The sequence below is a fragment of the Micromonospora sp. WMMD708 genome (genome assembly GCF_049315245.1).
GTDB classification, from domain to species: Bacteria; Actinomycetota; Actinomycetes; order Mycobacteriales; family Micromonosporaceae; genus Micromonospora; species Micromonospora wenchangensis.
Genome location: NZ_CP186060.1, coordinates 2,923,180 through 2,946,142, shown reverse-complemented (window position 1 = coordinate 2,946,142; position 22,963 = coordinate 2,923,180). Strand labels below are relative to the sequence as shown.

Annotated in this window: 18 protein-coding genes; 4 read left to right on the top strand and 14 right to left on the bottom strand. The window is 74.7% G+C overall.

The genetic code is table 11. The features are described from left to right. Window positions 1–185 precede the first annotated feature (185 nt). From egtD to ACN260_RS12915, 6 genes are all read right to left on the bottom strand, one after another. A complete protein-coding gene (egtD, locus tag ACN260_RS12940) occupies window positions 186–1,157 on the bottom strand; it encodes an L-histidine N(alpha)-methyltransferase (protein WP_422756191.1) in 972 nt (323 codons plus the stop codon). Window positions 1,158–1,188: 31 nt separating this feature from the next. Beyond that, window positions 1,189–1,959 carry an ergothioneine biosynthesis protein EgtC gene (gene egtC / locus ACN260_RS12935; protein WP_422756190.1) on the bottom strand — a complete coding sequence of 257 codons (771 nt, stop codon included), beginning with the start codon at window positions 1,957–1,959 and terminating at the stop codon, window positions 1,189–1,191. A 34-nt stretch (window positions 1,960–1,993) separates the two neighbouring features. After that, the gene (egtB, locus tag ACN260_RS12930; protein ID WP_422756189.1) at window positions 1,994–3,331 is read right to left on the bottom strand and encodes an ergothioneine biosynthesis protein EgtB; all 1,338 of its coding nucleotides are present in this window, start codon (window positions 3,329–3,331) and stop codon (window positions 1,994–1,996) included. After that, window positions 3,328–4,563 carry an ergothioneine biosynthesis glutamate--cysteine ligase EgtA gene (gene egtA / locus ACN260_RS12925; RefSeq protein ID WP_422756188.1) on the bottom strand — a complete coding sequence of 412 codons (1,236 nt, stop codon included), beginning with the start codon at window positions 4,561–4,563 and terminating at the stop codon, window positions 3,328–3,330. The genes egtB and egtA overlap by 4 nt, the downstream gene beginning before the upstream one ends. Before the next feature lie 141 nt (window positions 4,564–4,704). Further along, the gene (locus ACN260_RS12920) at window positions 4,705–5,454 is read right to left on the bottom strand and encodes a hypothetical protein (protein WP_422756187.1); all 750 of its coding nucleotides are present in this window, start codon (window positions 5,452–5,454) and stop codon (window positions 4,705–4,707) included. 16 nt (window positions 5,455–5,470) lie between these two features. Beyond that, complete coding sequence (locus ACN260_RS12915; RefSeq protein ID WP_422756186.1) at window positions 5,471–6,094, bottom strand: RNA polymerase sigma factor; 624 nt, start codon at window positions 6,092–6,094, stop codon at window positions 5,471–5,473. 496 nt (window positions 6,095–6,590) lie between these two features. Between ACN260_RS12915 and ACN260_RS12910 the strand changes: the two genes are divergently transcribed. Both ACN260_RS12910 and ACN260_RS12905 read left to right on the top strand, forming a co-directional pair. After that, the gene (locus tag ACN260_RS12910) at window positions 6,591–7,988 is read left to right on the top strand and encodes a serine/threonine-protein kinase (protein WP_422756185.1); all 1,398 of its coding nucleotides are present in this window, start codon (window positions 6,591–6,593) and stop codon (window positions 7,986–7,988) included. Between the two features lie 113 nt (window positions 7,989–8,101). Next, entirely contained in the window at window positions 8,102–9,364 is a 1,263-nt protein-coding gene (locus tag ACN260_RS12905; RefSeq protein ID WP_422756184.1) for a nucleotide sugar dehydrogenase, read from the top strand. A gap of 52 nt (window positions 9,365–9,416) precedes the next feature. Here the strand turns inward: ACN260_RS12905 and ACN260_RS12900 are convergent, their stop codons facing one another. The 4 genes from ACN260_RS12900 to ACN260_RS12885 all read right to left on the bottom strand — a co-directional run bounded on the left by ACN260_RS12900 (window position 9,417) and on the right by ACN260_RS12885 (window position 14,756). Next, window positions 9,417–11,894, bottom strand: coding sequence for an FtsX-like permease family protein (locus ACN260_RS12900; protein ID WP_422756706.1), 2,478 nt, complete (start codon window positions 11,892–11,894; stop codon window positions 9,417–9,419). A gap of 228 nt (window positions 11,895–12,122) precedes the next feature. After that, window positions 12,123–12,788, bottom strand: a complete 666-nt coding sequence (locus ACN260_RS12895) for a response regulator (protein ID WP_204960658.1) — start codon at window positions 12,786–12,788, stop codon at window positions 12,123–12,125. Further along, the gene (locus tag ACN260_RS12890) at window positions 12,785–14,017 is read right to left on the bottom strand and encodes a sensor histidine kinase (RefSeq protein ID WP_422756183.1); all 1,233 of its coding nucleotides are present in this window, start codon (window positions 14,015–14,017) and stop codon (window positions 12,785–12,787) included. Before ACN260_RS12890 ends, ACN260_RS12895 begins: the two co-directional genes overlap by 4 nt. A gap of 58 nt (window positions 14,018–14,075) precedes the next feature. After that, window positions 14,076–14,756: a DUF305 domain-containing protein gene (locus ACN260_RS12885; RefSeq protein ID WP_422756182.1), complete on the bottom strand. Its 681-nt coding sequence runs from the start codon at window positions 14,754–14,756 to the stop codon at window positions 14,076–14,078. Between the two features lie 205 nt (window positions 14,757–14,961). Between ACN260_RS12885 and ACN260_RS12880 the strand changes: the two genes are divergently transcribed. After that, window positions 14,962–16,350: an LVIVD repeat-containing protein gene (locus ACN260_RS12880; protein WP_422756705.1), complete on the top strand. Its 1,389-nt coding sequence runs from the start codon at window positions 14,962–14,964 to the stop codon at window positions 16,348–16,350. A 63-nt stretch (window positions 16,351–16,413) separates the two neighbouring features. Here the strand turns inward: ACN260_RS12880 and ACN260_RS12875 are convergent, their stop codons facing one another. Then, window positions 16,414–17,466, bottom strand: coding sequence for a linear amide C-N hydrolase (locus tag ACN260_RS12875; RefSeq protein WP_422756181.1), 1,053 nt, complete (start codon window positions 17,464–17,466; stop codon window positions 16,414–16,416). 151 nt (window positions 17,467–17,617) lie between these two features. Between ACN260_RS12875 and ACN260_RS12870 the strand changes: the two genes are divergently transcribed. Continuing rightward, on the top strand, window positions 17,618–18,844 hold the full coding sequence (locus ACN260_RS12870) for an SLC13 family permease (RefSeq protein ID WP_422756180.1): 1,227 nt from the start codon (window positions 17,618–17,620) through the stop codon (window positions 18,842–18,844). Between the two features lie 16 nt (window positions 18,845–18,860). Here ACN260_RS12870 and ACN260_RS12865 read toward each other — a convergent pair whose 3' ends face one another. The 3 genes from ACN260_RS12865 to ACN260_RS12855 all read right to left on the bottom strand — a co-directional run bounded on the left by ACN260_RS12865 (window position 18,861) and on the right by ACN260_RS12855 (window position 22,945). Then, window positions 18,861–19,817: a hypothetical protein gene (locus ACN260_RS12865; protein WP_422756179.1), complete on the bottom strand. Its 957-nt coding sequence runs from the start codon at window positions 19,815–19,817 to the stop codon at window positions 18,861–18,863. Window positions 19,818–20,028: 211 nt separating this feature from the next. Next, complete coding sequence (locus tag ACN260_RS12860) at window positions 20,029–22,302, bottom strand: glycoside hydrolase family 9 protein (RefSeq protein WP_422756178.1); 2,274 nt, start codon at window positions 22,300–22,302, stop codon at window positions 20,029–20,031. Between the two features lie 115 nt (window positions 22,303–22,417). Continuing rightward, a complete protein-coding gene (locus ACN260_RS12855; RefSeq protein ID WP_422756177.1) occupies window positions 22,418–22,945 on the bottom strand; it encodes a 2'-5' RNA ligase family protein in 528 nt (175 codons plus the stop codon). Window positions 22,946–22,963: the final 18 nt, after the last annotated feature.

Genomic DNA, 22,963 nt, shown 5'->3' with positions numbered 1-22,963 from the left:
CCCCACCGCTGGTGGGGCCGCGTGGCCGGGTGCGGAACGCACCAGTGTGTCGACCACGACATTGGGGGCTACTCCCCTTCGCGCCTGCCAGCCTAACCGACCGGCCCGACCGGCCGGTGCGCCGGGTGCGCCAGGTCACCCCCCAGGGTGCCCGTCGACGCCCCGACGCACCGGCCGGTCGGCGGTCAGGCGGCGCGGGCCAGGGTGACCCCGAACAGGCCGTCCGGGTCGGTCCAGAACTCCGTCGGCAGGAAACCGGCCGCCGTCAGCTCCGCGCCGATCCCCGCCGGCCGGAACTTCGCCGACACCTCCGTACGCAGTTCCTCGTCGGCGGCGAACTCGACGGTCAGGTCGAGCGCGTCGATGCGGACCCGCATCGGGCGTAGGGCCCGCAGCCGCATCTCGATCCACTCCCGCGCCGGGTCCCAGTGGGCGACGTGGGCGAACGCGTCCGGGTCGAAGTCGGCGTCGAGCTCCCGGTTGATCACCCGCAGCACGTTGCGGTTGAACTCGGCGGTGACCCCGGCCGCGTCGTCGTACGCCGGCACGATCACCGCCGGGTCCTTGACCAGGTCGGTGCCGACGAGCAGGTGGTCGCCCGGCTCCAGGGCGGTGCGCATGGCGGCCAGGAAGTCGGCCCGCTCGGCCGGCACCAGGTTGCCGATGGTGCCGCCCAGGAAGACCACCAACCGGCGACCACCGGTCGGCAGGCGGTCGAGTTGCCGGGTGAAGTCCCCGACGATGCCGCGTACCCGCAGCGCCGGATAGTCCGTGGCGATCTGCGCGGTGGACTGCCGCAGCGCGCTCACCGACACGTCCAGCGGCACGAAGGTTCCCAACCCGCCGTGCCGGGTGAACGCGTCCAACAGCAGCCGGGTCTTCTCCGACGAACCGGAGCCCAGCTCGATCAGGGTCTTCGCCCCGGTCGCCGCCGCGATGTCGGGTGCCCGTTCGGCCAGCACCGCCCGTTCCGCCCGGGTCGGGTAGTACTCCGGCAGCCGGGTGATCTCCTCGAACAACTCGCTGCCCCGGGCGTCGTAGAACCACTTCGGGGGCAGCCACTTGGGGTCGGCGGCCAGCCCGGTCCGCACGTCGAACCGCAACGCCCGGTCGAGGTCCCGTTCCTCCAGGTAGATCTCCAGCGGTTCCGCGCTCATGTCGTCCTCTCCCGCATCGAAAAGGGTCCTGTCACTCCAGCTCGCCTACGTGCACGCCGTCCGGTCCCGCCCGGACCCACCGCCGGTCCGGCACCTCCCGCCAGCCGGGCGCGTCGTCCACCGGCTCGGAGGCCAGCAGCGCCGTACCGTCGTCGGCGCGCACCGACAACGCGTGCCCCCACACGCTCGCCACCACCGACACGCCGTCGGTGAGCAGCAGGTTCAGCCGTGATCCCGGGGCCGCGGCGGCGACCTCCCGGACGGTCGCGGTGACCGCCCCGGTCGGCGACGCGCCGGCCCGCAGCCGGTGCCGGACCAGCGCCCACAGCAGCGCCGAGTCGGTCGGCGCGTCGAGGGTGAGCAGGTCCCGCACCGGCAGGCCGCCGGCCGCTCCGACGACCGAGTCCGGCCAGCCACGCACCACCCCGTTGTGGCTGAACAACCACCGCCCCCCGGCGAACGGCGCGGCGGCGCTCTCCTGCACCGGCATGCCCACCGTGCCCGAGCGCACCGCCGCCAGCACCGCGCCGGAGGCGGTCACCGCGGCCAGCTCGGGCAGCGTCGGGTCGGACCAGATCGGGCCGGCCCGGCGGTACCGCACCGGGGCCCCGCCGCGACCGTCGTCCCCGCCCGGCCCGTCGGTGCCGGGGTACCAGCCGACGCCGAAGCCGTCGGCGTTGACCGTGCCACCGCCGCGCATGTCCCGGGGGGCCCAGGACTGCCGGACCAGCGAGTGCGGCGGGTCGTACAGCAGCGACCGCAGGGTCACCGGGGGGCCGAGGTACGCCAGGTGCCGGCACATCAGGCGACGCCGTCTCTCACCCGTGGGCCGCCTCTCACCCGTGGGCCTCCTCGGGCCGGGCGTCGCGGGCGCAGCGGAATCCGCTGAAGATCTGCCGCCGGATCGGGTGGTCCCAGTTGCGGAAGGTGCCCCGGCAGGCCGCCCGGTCGGTGCCGAACGAGCCGCCGCGCAGCACCCGGTAGTCGCCGCCGAAGAACACCTCCGAATACTCCGGGTAGGGGAAGACGGTGAAGCCGGGATGACCGTGGAAGGGGCTCGCCGTCCACTCCCAGACGTCACCGATGAGCTGGTGCACGCCGAGTGGCGAGGCCCCCGCCGGATAGGCCCCGACCGGTGCCGGCCACAGGTGCCGCTGCCCCAGGTTGGCGTGCTCGGCGGTCGGCTCGTCGTCGCCCCACGGCCAGCGCCGGGAGCGGCCGGTCGCCGGGTCCCAGCGGGCCGCCTTCTCCCACTCCGCCTCGGTCGGCAGCCGCTTACCGGCCCACCGCGCGTACGCCTGCGCCTCGTGCCAGCAGACGTGCACCACCGGCTCGTCGTCACGTACCGGGGCCCACCGGCCGAACCGCTGGTACGCCCAGCCGTCGCCGTCGCGTCGCCAGTGCATCGGCGCGGTCAGCCCGGCCTCGGTGCGGTGCCGCCAGCCGGCCGCGCTCCACCAGCGCGGGTCGTCGTACCCGCCGTCGGCGAGGAACTCCCGGTACGCGCCGTTGGTGACCGGCGTGGCGTCGATGACGTACGCGGGCAGGTCGACGGTGTGCGCCGGGCGTTCGTTGTCCAGCGCCCACGGGTCGGTCGAGGTGCCCATGGTGAACGGTCCCGCCGGCACCAGCACCTCGGCGGCGACCCGGGCCCGGGGCTCGGGGGGTGGGGGCGCGTCGAGCACCGGTGGGCCGGATCGCAGCTGGTGGGTGGCGAGCATGGTCTCGTCGTGCTGCTGCTCGTGCTGCACGATCATGCCGAAGACGAAACCGTCGGCGACCAGCGGCCGCTCGGAGAACCGGACCCCGTCGAGCAGGTCGTGCACCTTGTCCCGCACGGTCGCCACGTAGGCCCGCGCCTCGCTCGGGGGCAGCAGCGGCAGGGAGGGGCGGTCCTTACGGGGCTGTTTGAACGCGTCGTACAGGTCGTCGATGTCGCGCCGCACCGGCTCCCGCCCGCCGACGTCCCGGACCAGCCACAGTTCCTCCTGGTTGCCCACGTGGGCGAGGTCCCAGACCAGCGGGGACATCAGCGTCGAGTGCTGCCGGACCAGGTCGTCGTCGTCGACCGCGCTGGTCAACGCATCGGTGCGGGCCCGGGTCCGGGCGAATTCGGCGGCGATCCGGCTGCGCAACGCCTCAGGCTGCGCGCCCGGTTGCTCGGTGGTGGTCACCGGTCTCCCCTCTGCGCTGCGGCGATCCGTCGGCGGATCCCGCGGTCGATCTCGTGGTGGACGTCGGTCGGTAGGTCGAGCGTCGGCAGCGCCTCCCGGGCCAGGTCGAGCAGGGCTGCGGCCACCGTGGCCAGGGCCGGGTCGGCCAGCCCGCACCGGGCGGCGGTGCGCCAGCGGTCGGCCACCGGCGCGGCGATCGTCCGGGCCGCCCGGACCGTCCGCTCGTCGCCCAGCAGCACGGTCAGCACGGCCAGGGGGAGCGTCCAGTCCCGGCCGGGCTGGGCGTCGAGGTAGCGGACCTCCAGGTAGCCGCGCGGGCGTACCGGTGGGAAGAGGGTGCTGACGTGGTAGTCCAGGTCGTCGGTGGTGGGTGGGTCGGGCAGTGCCCCGGCTATCCAGTCGGCGAACGTGACCCCGCGCGGGGGTGTCCAGTCCGGGCCGTCGTGGCGCAGACAGAGCAGGGGTGCGGCGAGGACGTACTCCGTCCAGGCGGCGACCGGGTCCCGGTCCGGTTGGTGCGCCGACCAGACCGGGCCGGTGCGGGCCGGGTCGATGTCCAGCCAGGCAGCCATCCGGGCGGACGCCCAGCCGGTGGGCCGCCCGGCGTGCCGGTCGGCGGTGGCGAAGGCCGCCACCAGTGGCGGCCCGACCGCGTGCACCGCCGCCCAGCGCTCGGCCAGGCCGGCGGCCGGGCCGACGTCGAGGCAGACCTGGAGGCCGGCGGTGCTGTACATCATGGTCTGCCCGGCCGGGCCGCGCCGGTCGAAGACGCAGCGCATGGCGCGGTAGCGCGGGGTGTCGACCACCGGGCGGGGCTCCCGCCACGGGTCGATGCCGGTCTGCCCGCGCACCAGGCCGGCACGGGCGAGCAGGGCGTCAAGTTCGTCGATGTCGGCCTGGGTGGCCGAGACGAGCGCGGCGACCGAGGATCGCGGCGCGGTGGACACCTCCACCTGGCCGCCCGGCTCGACGGTCACGGTGCTGCCGTGCCGCAGGGGGCGGGCGGGGCTGGTGTCGTCCAGGGTGGGTGGGCTGTGTGGCCCGAGTGCCGCTCGGAGCCGCGCCCGGTCCAGTGGCCGGGCGGGATCGGCGGCGTCGTGGACGGTCCATTCCAGTTCGACGCCGGTGAGGGTGGGTGGGCCGGTTTTGAAACAGATGCGGGCCAGATGCCCGGCCGCCCCGGCGACTTCGCCGAGCACGGTCGACCGGTCCAGCCCGGGCGACGTCACCACGAGACGGTTTCCTCCCGACGCAGGGTCCGGCCATGCCGGCCGGTGGGCACGGCCGGCATGGGCCGTCCCGTCCTCCATCTTCTGCCCCGGGGACCGATCCCGCAGACCCGACGGGAAGAAATAATTGTGAAGCCTTTTCGACTAGTTCCTGGGGCCGGGCCCCCCGCCTGGGCTGGCCGGAGCGCCGGCGGCGTCGGACGGCTTGGCCGGCGTGCGCTGCGGGACCAGGGTGCGGCAGTACGCCTCCACTTGGTCGGCTCCGCCCGCGGCGGCCACCAGGTCGGCGTACCCGGGCCTGGTCAACGCCTTCGCCCGCTGCGGGGGCGACTTGGCCAGGTAGGCCCGGCACTGCCCGACCAGTTTGCCGGTATTCGCCGGCCCGCCGTGTCCGGGCGGCGCGGGCGATGCCGGGGGGCCGCCCCCGGGCGCGGTACCGCCGGGCCGCCGCGACGGGCTCTGCCGCTGCGGTTCGGACCGGTACGGGGAGGGCCGGTCGGTGGCGTCACCGGTGGCCGTGGCAGTGGTGGACGGGACAGGTCCGGGTGCCCGCTCGGCGGGACGGTCGAGGGCCGCGGCGGCGAAGGCCACCCCGGCGGTGGCGGTGGCGGCCAGCGCGGCGATCCAGGCCACCACACCGGTGGACAGCCGGGGACGCCGCCGGGCGGCCGGGGCCGGCCCGGGTGCCGCCGCGCCCCGGGCGGCCCGGAACGCCGCCAGCGCCGCCTGTTCACCGGCGAGTTCGTCGACCCGGGCGGGTGCGGCGGCCGCGGCCAGCAACCGGGTGAGCGGATCGTCGGTGGACGGCGCGGTCCCCGACCCGGTCGAGTCGAGCAGCCGCTCGGCCTCGGCCCGGCTCACCGGCCGACGACGGGCCGACCGGCGCAGGTTCATCCAGTCTCCCCTCATGTCAGCCGTCCGCCGGCTCGGCCCGCGACGCGTGCGGCGTCGGCCGGGGGCGGGGTGGGACGACCCGCTCGTCGTCGGACGACCGGGGGGCGTCCCCGCGTTCCAGCATCGCCGCCAGCCGGCGCAGCCCCCGGTGCGCGGCCGTGCGGACCGCGCCCGGCCGCCGGCCGAGCACCCGACCGGCGGTCTCCGCGTCCAGTCCCATCACCGCCCGCAGCAGCACCGCCTCGGCCTCCCGGGGCGGCAGGGTGGAGATCAACGCCAGCGCGGACTCGGTGCCGATCGACTCGCCGGCCCGCTCGGCGGTGTCGGCGTCGCCGGCGAGGTCGCTGAGGTCCTGCACGGGAACCGGCAGCGACGGGCGGCGACGCTGCCGGCGGAGGTGGTCCATGGCCCGGTTCCGGGCGATCGTCACCGCCCAGGCGCGGAACTCGCCGCCGGTGAAGCGGGACAGGTCCCGGGCGATCTGCAACCAGGTCTCGGAGGCCACGTCCTCGGCGTCCGCGCCGACGAGCGCGGTGAGATAGCGCAGCAGGCCCGGCTGGAGGCTGCGGTAGAGGACGCGGAACGACTCCTCGTCGCCGGCCTGCGCCGCCAAGACCGCCCCGGTCAGGTCATCGGTCACCGCCGGGCCGCCCCGTCGACCGACCCGGACCGGCGGCCGACGGACACGCCGCCACCCCGGCCCGACCAGCGGACCCCTTCGCGCACCTTCAGCCCCCCCGCTGCCCCGCTCGCACCCGACGCCGGAGGTCGGGTGACCCGTCTGGACGCCGCCGGGAGAGTACGGCGTCGGGTCTGGGCGCGGTACCGGCACCGGGACGGGCCAGAGGGGGCAACACTAGGAGCCGGAGCCGGGCGCAGGCAAGCGGTCAACGGGGCGGAAAAGGTGAGATAGATCAATCTCGCTGGCGGCGCGTCGGAGTAACACCGCTCACCCTCCGGACGCTCCCCATGACGCCCCCGTCCCGACCATGACGTCACCACGCACCCTCGGTGACCGGACGACGACCAGCGGCGACCGGCCGGTGGGCCGACCCCACCGGGACCTGGACAGTTCGTCCCACGAAAAGCCGGAAGGGATATCGGCGTCTGCCGGACGGGAGGACCCTGGGTACGGTATGGGGGTGTTGTCATCCGAGGTCGTGCTCAGCGGTCGCTACCGCCTGGACGAACGTGTCGCCACCGGCGGCATGGGCGATGTGTGGCGGGCCACCGACCTGGTGCTGGGTCGCCAGGTCGCGGTGAAGGTGCTGCTGCCGGCGCTCGTCTCGGACCCCGACTTCATCGCCCGGTTCCGCGCCGAGGCACGGATCATGGCGGCGCTGCGCCACCCCGGCATCGTGCAGGTCTTCGACTGCGGTGAGGACCGGCTCGCCGACGGTGGCCGGGCCGACTACCTGGTCATGGAGTTCGTCGAGGGCGAACCGCTGTCGCGGCGGATCGAGTCCGCCGGCCACCTGGACGTGGACGAGACGATGTCGGTCGTGGCGCAGGCCGCCCAGGCCCTGCACGCGGCGCATGCCGGCGGCATCGTGCACCGCGACGTCAAGCCGAGCAACCTGCTGGTGCAGGAGGACGGCACCGTGGTGCTCGTCGACTTCGGCGTCGCCCGCTCCACCAATGTGACGAGCATCACCAGCACGAACGCGGTGCCGGGTACCGCCCTCTACATGGCCCCCGAGCAGGCGTCCGGCCGGCCCGTGTCGGCCGCCACCGACATCTACGCCCTCGGCGCGGTGGCGTACTGCTGCCTGACCGGGCAGCCGCCGTTCACCGGGGACAACCCGCTCCAGGTGGCCGTGCGGCACCTGGACGACGAGCCGCCGGAGCTGCCCGCCGACATCCCGGTGGCGGTCCGGGCCCTGGTGGCGCGGGCGCTGGAGAAGGACCCGGCGGACCGCTTCGCCACCGGCGCCGAGATGGCCACCGCCGCCCGCGCCGCCGCCGGTGACGACACCGCCGCCACCGCGCTGGTGACGCCGCCGCTGCGCCACCCGTCCCGGGCCGACGGCGTGCGGGTCGACCCGGCGGGGACGTCCAGGACGGTGGTCGGCTCGGGGTCACGGCGGGGTCGCCGGGGTTCCCTGGTCGGCGCGCTGGCCGCGGTGCTGGTGGCCCTGACCGCGCTCGGTGCCGCGTTGGGCGCCTCGAAGTCGCTCGACAGCGGCGTGCCGAACATCCGCAGCACCGGCCCGGCGGTGGCGCCCACCGACCGCTCCGAGATCCCGGCGGTGGTCGAGGAGACCGGCTCCGACGAGGCGCCGCGTCCGCCCCGGCCGACCAACCAGTACGAGAAGCCGTCGCCGTCGGTCTCGGTCAGTCCGACGCCGCTGCCGGACGGCCCGCCCTCGACGCCGCCGACGAACTCCACGCCGCCCACCCCGTCGGAGCCGGCCACCAGCGAGCCCGTCCAGACGGGTACGCCCACCACTGGGCCGACCGCGGGCGAGCCGACGGCGACCACGACCGAGACGGGCGGCGGGGGCGGCAACAACCCGCCGCCGGCCGGCACCTGACCGGTCGTCACCGGCCACCGGGAACACCGCAGGCCCCAGGAATACCAAAACGGACGTAGATCGCTATATCGCCATCTAGGCTCCCTGCAAGGACACGCATGCAGGGAGCCCGGATGAACGCACAGAAGCTGGTCGTCATCGGTCAGGGATACGTCGGACTGCCGCTGGCCATGCGCGCCGTCGAGGCCGGGTTGGACGTGGTCGGGTTGGACGTCGACGCCGACCGGGTCAAGCGGCTGGCCTCCGGCGAGTCATTCGTCGAGGACATTCCGGCCGACCGGCTGGGCCGGGCCCTGGCCAGCGGACGGTACCGGCCGAGCACCGAGTACCCGGACGCCGAGGGCTTCGACATCTGCGTGATCACCGTACCCACCCCGCTGCGCGACGGGGTCCCCGACCTGAGCTTCGTCGAGCAGGCCGGTACCGCCGTCGGCCCGTACGTGCGACGCGGCTGCACGGTGGTGCTGGAGTCGACCACCTACCCGGGAACCACCGAGGACCTGCTCCGGCCGCTGCTGGAGGCGGCGAGCGGGCTGCGCAGCCCGGGTGACTTCCACCTCGGTTACAGCCCGGAACGGATCGACCCGGGCAACCCGACGTGGCGGCTGGAGAACACCCCGAAGGTGGTGTCCGGGGTGGACGCGGCGTCGCTGGAGCGGGTGGACGGCTTCTACCGGCGGCTGGTCGAGCGGACCGTGCCGGTGGACTCCACCCGGGTGGCCGAGCTGACCAAGCTGATCGAGAACACCTTCCGCCAGGTCAACATCGCCCTGATCAACGAGCTGGCGATGGCCTCCCACCAGCTCGGCATCGACGCCTGGCAGGCCATCGAGGCCGCCTCGTCCAAGCCGTTCGGGTTCATGCCGTTCCGGCCCGGCCCGGGGGTCGGCGGGCACTGCCTGCCGATCGACCCGTGCTACCTGTCCTGGCAGGTCAAGCGCACCCTGGGCCGACCCTTCCGGTTCATCGAGCTGGCCGACGACATCAACCACCAGATGCCCGAGCACGTGGCCCAGCGGGTGATGGCCGGGTTGAACCGGATCGGCCGGCCGGTCAACGGGGCGCGGCTGCTGCTGCTCGGGCTGGCGTACAAGAAGAACACCGGTGACATGCGCGACTCGCCGGCGGTCGACGTGGCCCGCCGGTTGCAGGCGCTCGGCGCGGACGTGCACGCGGTGGAACCGTACGCCGAGCCGCAGCACATCCCCGGCGGTGTGGTGCTGGTCGACCTGACCGCGCGGGAGGTCGCGGCGGCCGACGCGGTGGTCCTGGTGACCGACCACGACAGCTTCGACTACGACCTGGTCACCCGGCACGCCCGGTACGTCTTCGACACCCGGGACCGGTGCCGGGGCGCGATGGTGGAGCGGCTCTGACCGTCGCCCCGCCGTCCGGCGGGCAGGCCGGGCGGCGGGGCGACGGCCGGGGTCACTGCTCGCCGAGCGCCTCGACCACCGGGCGGGCCAGGGCACGCCGGGCCGGCAGCACCGAGGCGGCCAGCGCGGCCAGCACCGCCACGGCGAGGGTCAGCCCGAGCCGGCCCCAGGGCAGCACCAGCGTGAAGCCGCCACCGAGCCGGGCGACGAAGGCCACCGTGCCGGCACTCACCGCCACCCCCAGCGCGGTGCCCAGCAACGCACCGACCAGGGCGGTCAGCACCGCCTCGATGGCCAGCAGCAGACGCATCCGCCCCCGGGACAGCCCCACGGCGCGCAGCACGGCGTTCTCCCGGGTCCGTTCCACCACCGCGAGGCTGAGCGTGTTCGCGACACCGACCAGGGCGATCACCACGGCCAGGCCGAGCAGCGCGGTGACGAAGGCGAGCAGCATGTCCACCGTGCCGGTGAGCATCTTCTTGTAGGCCGCCTGGTCCAGCAGGTTCACCGTCGGGTACCGGGCGAGCACCGTCCCGATGGCGGCGCGGGCCTGCGCGGCGGACACCCCGTCGGCCGGCTCGACCTCGGCCAGCTGGCCGCGTTCGTCGGGGTAGAGCGCGGTGAAGTCGCTGTCGGCCAGGTCGACCACGTGCCCGGCGGGCACCCCCTGCGACGTGGGGCCGTCGGCGGCGACCACGGCGGCCACCCGGAACGGACGCCCGCCGACGGTGACCGTCGACCCCACCCGCCAGCCCCGGGCGGCGGCCAGTTCGCGGTGCACCAGCACCGACCCCGGCCGCAGGTCCGCGACGTCCCCGGCGTCGACCCCGTCGACGGTACGCCGGGCCAGCGCCGGGTGCGCCGACCGCAGTTCGACGCCGTCGACGACCCGGTTGCGGTGCTCGTGCACCACCCCCACCTCGGGTCGGGCGGCCAGTTCCCCGGCGAGCGGGGCGGGCAGCTCCACACCGACGCCGGTGACCACGAAGTCGACGCCGATGCGGGCGTCGACCGCCCGCTCGATACCCACCTTGACGCTGCCGGCGCCGACCACGAACGCCGAGACCAACCCGATGCCGATCACCAGGGCGGTGGCGGTCGCCGACACCCGGCGCGGGTTGCGGGCCGCGTTGGCCACGGCGAGCGCGGCGGTGGCCCCGAACACCGGCCGCAGGGGCCGGCCGAGCAACCGGACCAGCACCGGCACCAGCAGCGGACCGAACAGGACGATCCCGAAGAAGGACAGCACCCCACCCACGGCGACCAGGACGATCTGCCCGACGGCGGCGGCCCCGGCCAGCGCGGCGATACCGGCCAGGCCGACCAGCGCGCCGAGGGTCAGCCGGACCCGCCCGGCACCCCGGGCCGGGTGCCCGGCGGCGGCGGTGAGGGCGGCCACCGGCGGCACCCGGGTGCCCTGCCAGGCGGGCAGCAGCGCGGACCCGACGGTGATCAGGGTGCCGAGCAGCAGGCTGACCCCGACCGTCCGGGCGGTCACCGTCAGGCCGGCGGCGGAAAGCGGCAGGTCGAGCCGGGGCACCAGGGCCGCCGCCCCGGCGGCCAGCCCGACCCCGAACACCACCCCGAGGGCCGAGCCGGCCAGCCCGAGCGCCGCCGCCTCCAGCACGGCGGCCCGGAAGACCTGCCCCCGACGGGCCCCCACCAGCCGCAGCAGCGCGGTCCGCCGGGTCCGCTGGGCGAGCACGATGGCGAAGGTGTTGGCGATGACGAACCCCGCCACCACCACCGCCACCCCGGCGAAGACGAGCAGCACCAGGCGGAACTGGTCGAGGTCACGCACCCCGTCCTCGACGGCCTCGTCGAGGATGCGCTGCCGCGACTTCACCGTGGCGTCCCCACCGGCCACGGCGGCCACCCGGTCGGCCAGCGCCGGTGCGGCCGTCCCCGGGGCGGCGGCCACCATGATCCGGTCGTAGCCCGGTTTCCCGCTGACGGCCAGCGCGTCCGTGCCGACCACCCCGACGAACGGGCCGCCGACGTCGCGCGTGCTGCCGGCCACGTCGACCGTACCGACCAGGGTGTACGGGCGGGCCGCGTCGGTCGCGCCGCCGACGCCGACCGGGCCGCCGAGCGTGAACCCCTGCGCGGCGACCGTGGGCGCGTCGAGGACCACCTCGCCGGGACGGTCGGGCAGCCGACCGGCGACCACGTGGTAGGAGCGCAACGCGGGTCCGGTGGGGATCGCGGCGAGCATCCCGACACCGGGCACCGGCCGGCCGTCGATGCCGACCACCCCGACGAGGGCGGTCAGCTCCCCGGCTGCCTCGGCCACCCCGTCGACCGTGCGCACCCGGTCGACCAGGGACGGCGGCAGGGTGGTCCGGTCGGCGTAGACGCCCAGGTCGGTGTGCCTGTCGAAGGCGCCGGCCCGCTCGTACGCCCCGGCCTGCATGCCGTCGGTGAGCATCAGCGTGCCGGCGACGAAGGCGACACCGAGCACGATCGCCACCGAGGAGAGCAGCAGGCGCAGCGCGTCCGCGCGCAGCGTACGCAGGGTCAACCGCCACATCCCGGTCACCGCCCCCACCGGCGGCGGCCGGCCCGGGGAGCTGCGGGACGGCGGGGTGGGCGGGGCGCGGCAAGGACGGACATGGGGACTCCCGGTCGGCGTGGTACGGGTCCCCTCCGACGCTAGGCAGCGCCCCGGCGGCCCGCGTCCACCCGCACGCGCGACCCGGCTGCGCCACAGGTCGACCCCGACCGGGGTGACCCGTACGACCCAGGTCGTACCCCGGGTTCAGCCGCCCGGGGTGACCAGGCCGCTCTCGTACGCCAGGACCACCACCTGGACCCGGTCGCGGAGCTGGAGCTTGGCCAGGATCCGCCCGACGTGGGTCTTCACTGTCGCCTCGGCGACGTGCACCCGGGCGGCGATCTCGGCGTTGGCCAGCCCCTGCGCGACCAGCAGCAGGATCTCCCGTTCCCGGTCGGTGAGCTGGGCCAGTCGCGGGTCCTGCGCGGGGGCCGGGCCGAGCCGGTCGGCGAACCGGTCGAGCAGCCGGCGGGTGATCGACGGGGCGACCACCGAGTCGCCCTCGGCGACCACCCGGATGGCCGCCAGCAGTTCCTCCGGCGGCACGTTCTTGAGCAGGAACCCGCTGGCCCCGGCGCGCAGCGCGGCGAACGCGTCCGCCTCGGTGTCGAAGGTGGTGAGCACCAGCACCCGGGGCCGGCCGTCGGTGGAGGCGGCACAGATCCGGCGGGTCGCCTCCACCCCGTCCATGGTCGGCATCCGCAGGTCCATCACCACCACGTCGGCCTCGACCCGGCCCAGCACCCGCAGCGCGTCCGCCCCGTCGATCGCCTCGCCGACCACGGCCAGGTCGGGTTGGGAGTCGAGCACCATCCGGAAGCCGGCCCGGACCAGCGCCTGGTCGTCCACGATCACCACTCGTACGGTCATGCCGCGATCACCTCCGCCTCCGGGGTCGACGGTAGCGGCAGCCGTACCTCGACCTGCCACCCGCCACCGGTGCGGGGGCCGGCGGTGAGGCGGCCGTCGTACACGCCGACCCGCTCGCGCATGCCGACCAGGCCGTGCCCGCCGGAGGGGGCCGGCCGGGCCGGTGGCCGGCCACGCCCGTCGTCGGTCACCCGGACCACCAGCCCGTCGTCGACGCCGAGCACGACCGTGGCGTGCGCGCCGACCCCGGCGTGCTTGAGGGTGTTGGTCAGGGCCTCCTGCACCACCCGGTAGACGGTCAGGTCGAGCCCGGGTGGCAGGGCGGCCGGCACCTCCCCGGCCCGGTACCCGACCAGCAGGCCGGCGTCGCGGAACCGGCCCACCAACGCGGGCAGTTCGGCGACGGTGGCGCGGCGGCGTTCCGGTTCGGTGCCGGGGGTGTCCGCGCCGGGGCCGGTCGTCGGCTCCGGCGGGTCGGGCTCGCGCAGCACGTCGACGAGCCGGCGCATCTCCTCCAGGGCCTGCCGGCCGGTGTCGGCCACCACCTTGACCGCGTTCCTGGCGGTGTCCGGGTCCCGGTCGAACATCAGCCGGGCCCCGTCGGCCTGCACGATCATCACCGCCATGCTGTGCGCCACCACGTCGTGCAGCTCGCGGGCGATCCGGGCGCGTTCCCCGACCACGGCCGCGCGGGCCTCGGCCTCGCGTTCCCGTTCCAGGGTGGCCGCCCGCTCCTCCAGGCTGAGCACGTAGAGGCGGCGGGTGCGGACGTTCAGCGCGGCCAGCCACACCCCGCCGGTGATCAGGCCGAAGTAGATCGCCGGGCCCCACCAGGCGACGGCGGTCCGGGCCTGCGAGGCGGCCAGCAGCACCCCGACGGCGGCGACGACCCCGGCCAGCATGCCGTCGCGCAGCCGGTCGGCGTACTTGACCACGCTGTAGAGGGCGATGAGCACGGCGACGTCGTAGGCCAGCGGCCCCCAGCCCGCGACCACCTGGATCAACGCCAGCCCGGCGACGACCGTCGCGACCAGCGACGGGTGGCCGCGCCGGAACAGCAGGGCCACCGCCATGCCCAGGCCGACCAGCGCGGACGGCCAGCCACCTGGTTGGGCCGACAGGCCGGGCTGGGCCGCCGCCGTGACCAGTGTGAAGAGCACCACCAGCGCGCTGACGCAGACGTCGAAGGCGACGCTGCGCAGCGGGCGACCGAAGAGGGTACGGCTCACGGTGACCGAGCGTAGTGCCCCGTTCGGGGTCGATGCGGGCCCGTGGGTCGACCGGGGCTCAGACCAGCTCGCGCAGCCGGGCGATCTCGACGGTCTGTTCGGTCGCCACCGCGTTGGCGAACTCGTTGAGCTGCTGGTCGACGCCGGCGGAGAGCAGCTGGGTGGCCATTTCCACCGCGCCGGTGTGGTGAGTGGTCATCAGCTGGACGAAGAGCCGGTCGAAGGTGACGCCGCGGGCGTCGGTGAGCTGCCGGAGCGCCTCGGGGGTCTGCATGCCCGGCATCCGGCCGTGGTCGTGGCCGGGCTCCACGGCGGCCAAGCCCCGGGCGGCGAGCCAGCCGCGCAGCAGGCCGAGCTCCGGCTCCTGGGTGCCCCTGATCCGGGCGGCGATCGCCTTGACCTGGGCGCTGGCGGCCCGGTCGGGGGCCAGCTCGGCCATCTGGAGGGCCTGTTGGTGGTGCGGGATCATCATCCGCACGAACCAGACGTCGGGGGTGTTGTACCGGGGGATGCCGGGGGCGCGGACCTCCTGCGCCGGCCGGGTCGCGGCCGGCTCCCCCGGCCGGCCGGGCACGATCACCCCCGGGGTGTCGGGCGACCCGGTCGCGGTCGGCGTCGTCGTGGGGGCGGACGCCGTCGGGGTCGGCGGTGCGTCGGGGCGCAGGGCCAGCCCGACCGGCACCGCGACGGCGGCGACGACTGTGACGGCGAGCAGGATGCGCCCACGTCGGCCGGTCATGCGACTCCCCCTCCGGTCGAGGTCGCCGCGATCGTATCCATTCACTGCCACCGATAGATGTGATGCGAATCACATCAACTTTCATCACTGCCCGGTAAGGTGCCTGGTACGCATCGTCCCCTTTCGAAGGGTTCCGCCGATGATCAGGTTCTCCCTGCCCCGAGCACGGCAGTTGAAGATCGTCAGCGTGGTCGCCGCCGGCCTGATGGTGGCGAGCGTCGCCACCAGCCCGGCGGGCGTCGCCGCACCGGCCACCGCGACCCAGGGCGGGACGCCGGCGGCTTCCGGCCTCGCCGTCGACGAGATCTCCAGCAGCCCCAACCTGCGTCAGGTCGCCAACCTGCCCAAGCAGGCGCCGTTCGACACCACCAGCGCGCTCGGCACCGACATGGCCTTCCAGGGCCGGTACGCCTTCGTCGGCAACTACAACGGCTTCGTCGTCTACGACATCGCCCGGCCCAGCGCCCCGAAGATCGTGTCGCAGGTGCTCTGCCCCGGCTCGCAGAACGACATCTCCGTCTACGGCGACCTGCTCTTCCTCTCCACCGACTCGTCGCGCACCGACGACTCGTGCGCCAGCGCGAGCCAACCGGCGACGGTGAAGGAGTCATGGGAGGGCATCAAGGTCTTCGACATCAGCGACAAGGCCAACCCGCGCTACATCAAGTCGGTGGAGACCGCCTGCGGCTCACACACCCACACCCTCGTCCCCGGCAAGGACCGCAGGACGGTCTACCTGTACGTGTCGTCGTACAGCCCACGGGCCGACTTCCCCGACTGCCAACCGCCGCACGACTCGATCTCCATCGTGAAGGTCCCGGTGCACAAGCCCACCGAGGCGACCGTGGTGGCCACCCCGAACCTCTTCCCCGACGGTGGCTACGAGGGCATCCCCGGGCAGACCTCGGCCACCACCGGTTGCCACGACATCACCGCCTACCCGGCCAAGGACCTGGCCGCCGGCGCGTGCATGGGTGACGGCGTCCTGCTGGACATCCGCAACCGGGAGGCGCCCCGGGTGATCAACCGGGTGCGGGACACGGTCAACTTCGCGTTCTGGCACTCGGCGACGTTCAACAACGCCGGGACCAAGGTGGTGTTCACCGACGAACTCGGCGGCGGCGGCGCGGCCACCTGCAACGAGGTCGTCGGCCCGAACCGGGGCGCGGACGCCGTCTACGACATCACCGGCCGGGGTGACGCCCGCACGATGGTCTTCCGCAGCTACTACAAGATCCCCCGGACCAACGCCGACACCGAGAACTGCGTGGCCCACAACGGCTCGCTGATCCCCGTCCTCGGCAAGGACATCATGGTGCAGGCCTGGTACCAGGGCGGGGTCTCGGTCTGGGACTTCACCGACTCGACCCGCCCGAAGGAGATCGGCTTCTGGGAGCGCGGGCCGCTGTCGGACACCCAACTCACCACCGGCGGCGCCTGGTCGACGTACTACTACAACGGGCACATCTACTCCAGCGACATCCAGAAGGGCCTGGACGTGCTGAAGCTCAACGACTGGCGGACCTGGACGGCCGACCTGGTCCGGGTGCCCGAACTGAACGCGCAGACCCAGGCCGGCTACCTCAGCTGGTAGTGCCGACCGGCGACGGCCCGGCCCCCGCGCGTCGGGGGGCCGGGCCGTTTGTCGGGTGAGGGGTCAGCGGATCGGCAACCGGTAGCGGCGCTCCTGACCGCCACCGGCCACGGGAACCAGCCGGACCTCACCGTCGCGCAGCCCGTACGTCACCGACCAGCGGGTGTGCCCCTGCCGGACCTGGCCCAACAGCCGCAGCGCCGCCGCCGGGTCCACCCGGCCGTCGGCCGCGTCCAGCGCCGTCGCCAGGACGCCGTACCGGTGGTCGCGGCGACGCTGCTGCTCGGGTACGTCGACCACCGGCACGTTGGTCAGTGCCTGCCACCGCCCCTGCCCCCGCTGCACCCGCATCGTCCCGTCGACGAACTCGACCACCGCCGACCGGCCGCCCGCGTCGGCGAGCAGGTAGTGCAGCGGCGGCCCGCCGTCGAAGTCGAGGTTGTGCCGGCCGAACATCGCCACCGCCTCGTCCACCGTGGCCGCCCGGTCCAGCACCAGCCGCAGGATGCGCACCGACCCGACCGTGGGCCGGCCCGGAACCGGCTTCGCCGTCGCGGTGTCGTCGGCGGCCAGCCCGACGGCCAGCCCCCGCTCGTTCATCCCGTCGAAGGGCAGCAGCGGCGCGTCGAGCAGCCGGCGGTCACCGGTCGGGTCCGGGCCCACCCCCAGGTAGGACAGGTCGACCAGGGAGACCGAGGCGTACCCCTCGGGGGGGTCGGTGCGCAGCACCATCGCCGGGTTGGCGTCCCAGTCGAAGTTGCGGGCGAACAACGGTCGGGCCGGGTCACCGGAGGCGGCGAACAGGGAGCAGCCGAACGGGCCGGTGTCCGGCCGGGCGTCGGTGCCCACCGTCGGGTCGTAGCCGCCGACGTAGGTCATCTCGTAGAGCGGCAGGTCGTCGACCTTGCGCAGGCTGTCCAGCGTCCGCCGGGCCTGCTCCGGGTCCTGCCGGGAGGCGCGCGGCGGGCTCGCCGACGCCGACGCAGGGCCGGTCCGGGTCGACTCCGTCGGGGTGGCCCGATCCGTCGGGGTGGCCCGATCCGTCGGGGTGGCCTGGGCACAGCCGGTGGCGACGAGCGACAGGGCCAGTCCGGCCCCCAGCAGCATCCTGCGCATATCTCCTGAACGCTAGGGCAGCGGTGCCGGGATGTCCACCGTGGCGGTAACCGCGGACGTCGATGTCGGGTCCGACGGCACGGGGTCGCCTGGCGGGCAGTTGCGGCCAACCGGCGTCGCAGCCGGGCCGGCTGTGCGAGGATCATCCGCCGTGACACCTGCCGGCGGGACCCCGCCCGTACCGACCGAGCGGCCCCGCAGGTTGCGGCTGCACCCGCTGGATCAGGTGGCGATCGGGCTGGCCCTGCTGGGGCTCGGCGCGGTGGTCACCGGCCTGCTCCCCCGGGCCGACGCCGAGGCCACCCTGCACCGCATCCTGCCGCTGCTGCTCTTCCTCGGCGCGGTGGTGGTGCTCGCCGAACTGACCGCCGTCGCCGGGGTGTTCGACGTGCTGGCCACCCGGCTGGCGATCACCGCCCGGGGTAGCTTCGCCGGCCTGTTCCTGCTCTGCGTCGGGTTCGCCTCGCTCACCACCATCACCCTCAACCTGGACACCACCGCGGTCCTGCTCACCCCGGTGATGATCGCGCTGGCCCGCAAGCTGGACGTCACCCCGGGACCGTTGGCGATGACCACCGTCTGGCTGGCCAACACCGCGAGCCTGCTGCTGCCCGTGTCGAACCTGACCAACCTGCTCGCCGCCGACCGGATCGCGCTGGCCCCGGCGGCGTACGCGGCCCGGATGGCGTTGCCGCAGCTCGCGACGATCGGGGTGACCATGGCGGGGTTGTGGTTGTGGTACTGGCGGCGGGGGCGGCGCGACGTCGACCGGTTCACCCCTCCCCCGCCGCACCGGCCGCCCGACCGCCTGCTGTTCGGCACGGCGGCCGCCGGCTGCCTGCTGTTCGTCGCGGGCATCCTGGTCGGGGTGGAGATCGGGGTGGCCGCCGCCGTCGCCGCCGGGCTGGTGGTGGCCGGCTTCGCGGTCCGGTCCCGGCGGACCCTGCGCCCGGCGCTGCTGCCCTGGCGGCTGCTGGTCTTCGTGACCGGCCTGTTCCTGGTGGTGCAGACCCTCGGCCGGCACGGGCTCGACGATCTGGTGTCCGTGCTGCTCGGGGAGGCCGGTGGCACGGCGGGGGCGCTGCGCGCCGGGGGCACCGGGGCGCTGCTGGCCAACCTGGTCAACAACCTGCCCGCCTACCTGGCCGGCGAGGCGGTGCTCCCACCCGGTGACGAGACCCGGCTGCTGGCGCTGCTGATCGGCACCAACGTGGGGCCGTTGGCGGTGCCGTGGGCGTCCCTGGCGACCCTGCTGTGGTTCGAGCGGTGCCGGGCCGCCGGGGTGACCGTGCCGCTGCGCCGGTTCGTGGCGACCAGCGCCGTGGTCGCGGTGCTCGGCACCCTCGCCGCGGTGCTCGCCCTGCTGGTCGCCGGCTGACCCGACGGCGGGGCCGTCAGATCCCCATCTCGGCCTCGTACGCCGAGCGCAGCCGGGCGCGGGCGGCCGGAGCCAGGCAGACGTGCCAGTCAGGCCCCTCGTCGATGACGTTCAGTTCACCGGCGGCCTGCCGGGCCAGCAGGATCTCGGCCAGCACGTCCCGCGCGCCGAACCGGGCGTACCAGGCCAGTTCCACGTCCACCGCCCAGCCGAGGCAGTGGCCGCTGGGCAGCATGGCCGGCTGGCCGAGCCGGCGCAGCCGGTAGCGGTGTTCGGCGCTGTTGGCCAGGTTGGTCACCCACAGCGGCGGGGTCCCGGGCGGGGCGGACCGGGCGAACTCCCGGGCCAGGTCGTTGAGGAGCGCGACGACCTCCCGGCGGGTCCGGCGCAACGGTACCCCGGCGGTGGGCGGGGCGGTCTCCGGCAGCAGCCGGCCCCGGACGGCGCGCACCCCCCGGCGCAGGACGCCGGCCGGCTGTTCCCGATAGCGGAAGCCGAGCAGACCACGGCGGCGCAGCCATTCCAGGTCGATCAGGTCGGGGTGCGTGTCGGCCTGCTCGTCGGTCGCCAGTGCCGTCGTGTCCCGCCACCACATCAGGTCGATGCGGGACAGCAGGTAGATCCGGACCAGGGCGGTCAGGTCGGGGCCCGGGGCGGGCCGGTCGGGTTGGTGACGCGCCAGTTCCAGCAGCAGGGTCTCCCGGGCGCCCAGCACCCCCTGCCCGGTGGCGTCGAGCACGTCGGCGATCGCCGGCTCGCGCAGCCGCTGGTCGAGCAGCACCTGACGGGCGGCGGTGCCGGCGGTCCCGGCGAGCGCGCCGACCTCGACCAGCAGCTCGGCGACCGCCTGCCGGTAGGCGTCGAGGTCGGGGGCGGCCGACCGGACGGGACGGGTCGGGGCGGGCGTCCGCCGGGCCGGGGCGGGCGGGGTGACGCCGGGTCGGGGGCCGGGGCTTCGGCTGGGCACGCGCATGGTCGGTCCTCTCCCGGTGCGACACGGTGCGGATGAACCTGAGAGCACCGTAACCGTGGTGAACCGGTGGAGACCTAGCATTCCTCCCACACCCCCCGAAGGGCGACACGCGGCGAGCGGCGTCGCCCGGTCCCGCAGCGGCCGGGGCCGGTGCGGGACCGTGACCGGGCCGCCCGTCGGGGTGCGACGGGCGGCCCGGGGCGGGCGTCGGTCAGCGCAGGGTACAGGCCGTCCCGTTCACGGCGAACCCGGTCGGGGTCGCGTTGGTGCCGCTGTAGGTGGCGTTGAAGCCGAGGTTGACCGAGCCGTTCGGCGCGACCGCGCCGTTGTAGCTCTCGTTGGTCACCGTGACCTCGCTGCCGCTCTGGCTGAACCGGCCCGACCAGCCCTGGCTGATCTGCTGGTTACCGGTGAACCGGAAGGTCAACCGCCACGACGACCAGGCCGCCGCGCTGGTGTTGGCCAGCGTGACGCTGCCGGTGAAGCCGGTACTCCAACTGTTCGCCGAGTACGTCACCGCGCACCCGCCGGCCGGCGGCGGCGTGGTGGTCGGCGGCGGCGTGGTGGTCGGCGGCGGCGTGGTGGTGGGCGGCGGCGTGGTGGTCGGCGGGGGCGGCGTGGTGGTCGGCGGCGGCGTCACCGTCGGCGTCGGCGTCGGGTCCGGGCCGCTGCCGGTGCCGGCCTGCTCGGACGCCCAGTGCACCAGCCAGGCCAGCGCCGCGTTCCAGTTGATCGCCACCTCGTTGACCGAGTACGCCCCGATGTCGTCGATGAAGCACTTCTGCGGCTTGCAGCCACCGAGCTGGGCCTGCACGACCGGGTCCTGCAACTCGCTGTTCGGGCCGCCGGAGAGCGAGCCGGGCGGCGCGGTGGGCAGCGAGCCGTCGTTCTGGTTGGCCCAGAACCGGTGGTGCAGGTTACGCACCGGCTTGTCGCCGTACCCGGCCACGTAGGACTGGTTGAGCGGGTTGCGACCGAGCAGGTAGTCGTAGGCGGCGAAGGCCCCGTTGCGGTACCGCGCCGTGCGGGTCAGGTCGTAGGCCAGGGCTAGCACGTTGGCGTTGTTGGCGACCGCGCCGTTGGAACCCCAGTAGTACGTGCCGTTGCCGCTGCCCGGGGCCGGGTAGCCCTGGTTGCCGATCTGGGTGAGCATCCGGTCGGCGAAGCCGACGATCGCCGAGCGGATCGCACTCACGTCGCCGCTGGGCAGGCCGGTCGGCACCAGCACCAGGGTGGTGTCGCCCAGCCCGGCCGTCCAGCTCCAGTCGTACGCGCCCCGGGTGAAGCCCGCGCCCCGGGCGTGCGGGGAGGAGCTCAGGTCGTTGCGGTAGCCGGTCGCGCCGGTGGTGGCGTACAGCTCCGCGGCCGCCCAGTAGAACTCGTCGGTGACGGTGTTGTCCTCGTACGCGCCGCCGCCGGTGTTGTCGGTGGCCGGGGCGAGCCGGTTCGGGTTCGCCTTCGCCGCAGCGTACGCCTTCTCGGCGGCGGCCAGGGCGCGGGAGGCGAAGGCGGCGTCGAACGGCTTCCACAGCCGGGACGCCTGGGCGGCCGTCGCCGCCATGTTGAGGGTGGCGGCGGTGCTCACCGGGGAGAGCAGCCGGGGCTCGCTGTCCAGCTCGGGACGGGTGGGCAGGGCGGTCCAGTTCTGGTCGTGGATCTTGTGGTGGACCATGCCGGCGTTGGTCCGGCCGTCCGGCACCTGCATCTTGAGCAGGAACTCCAACTCCCAGCGGGCCTCGTCGAGCACGTCCGGCACCCCGTTGGAGCGCTCGGGGATGGCCAGCGTGCCGTCGGCGACGGCGGAGCGGTCCGCCCCGTTCACGTACAGCGTGCGCTCGTAGATGTTCTGCAGCTGCCAGGTGGACAGGCCGCCGTTGACCACGTACTTGCCCTGGTCACCGGCGTCGTACCAACCACCGCGCACGTCCAGGGTGTAACCGCAGGAGGTGCGGCACGGCACGTTGTTGTCCCCCCGGTTGGGGGCGACGTTGACGTGCCCGGCCGGGCGGGCGTAGCGGGAACCGACGTACTGGGCGTCGATCGGGGTGCCGCTGCGCTGGTGGTAGAAGAACGCCAGCGAGTCGCCGCGCAGCCGACGGACCGGGTCGGCGGAGATGTCGAACGGGTAGCTGTTGCTCCCGCCGACCGACAGCACGTAACCGGTGCCCGGGGTGTCGTAGGCCGAGAAGTCCGCGATGTGCACCGGGTCGCCGGAGAGCGTGTCGGTACCCCGTACCGTGGTCTGCCCGGAGGCGACCGTGGCGCCGCCGGCGTTGCGCAGCGTCCAGCCCAGCGGGGAGTTCGCGGAGTTCACGACGGTGGCCTGCTTGGGCAGCCCTGGCACGTAGGCGACCTGGTTGACCTTGACCGGTGAGCCGGGGTCGGGGGCGGCGGAGGCGAGCTGCGGCACGGCCGCGAGCCCGCCGAGGGCGAGCAGGGCGGCAGCCGCGAGCGCGACCGGACGCCGTCGGGGATGCTGGGGCATGGGGCCTCTTCCGGTGGGGATGGCAGTGACCACCCGACCAGGCCGGCGCAGCAGTGATCCGCCGGGCGGTCGGATGGACCGTCGACGGGAGCGCTCCGCCCACCATAGACCACCGTCAGTCCGCCGGGAAGTCACCGCCCAGCGGCTGGACGGTCCGGGTGTCGCCGTCGTAGCTGCGCGCCGCCACGAGGGTGCCCGCCGGCCGCTCCCCGCCGACCAGGGCGCGGGCCAGCCGCCGGTCGTGGTCGCGGAAGCGCAGCGCGAGGCTCAGGTGCGGCACCCAGTTCCCCGGGGCGTGCCAGGGCCGCTGCCCGTCCGCGCCGTCCAGCGCCGCCCAGACGGCTGCGTGCAGGGCGGTCAGCGCCGGGCCGGGCCGGACCAGCCACACCAGCGGGGCGCTGCCGTCGAGCACCGTCACCCGCTCCAGGGTGACCGGCAGCGGCAGCGCGGTGGCGAAGAGGGCGGCGAGCCGGTCGGCCGCGCCGGGCGGGAACGCCTCGACGGCGGCCAGCGTCAGGTGCGGCCGGTTCGTCGGGTGGCCGTGCCGGGCCAGGCTGGGCAGCCCCGCCGCGGCCAGCCGCTCCCAGGCGGCCCGCACCGTGCGCTCCAGCGCCGGGCAGCAGAGCAGTTCCACCGTACGCACGTCCGTCAGGCTAGCCGG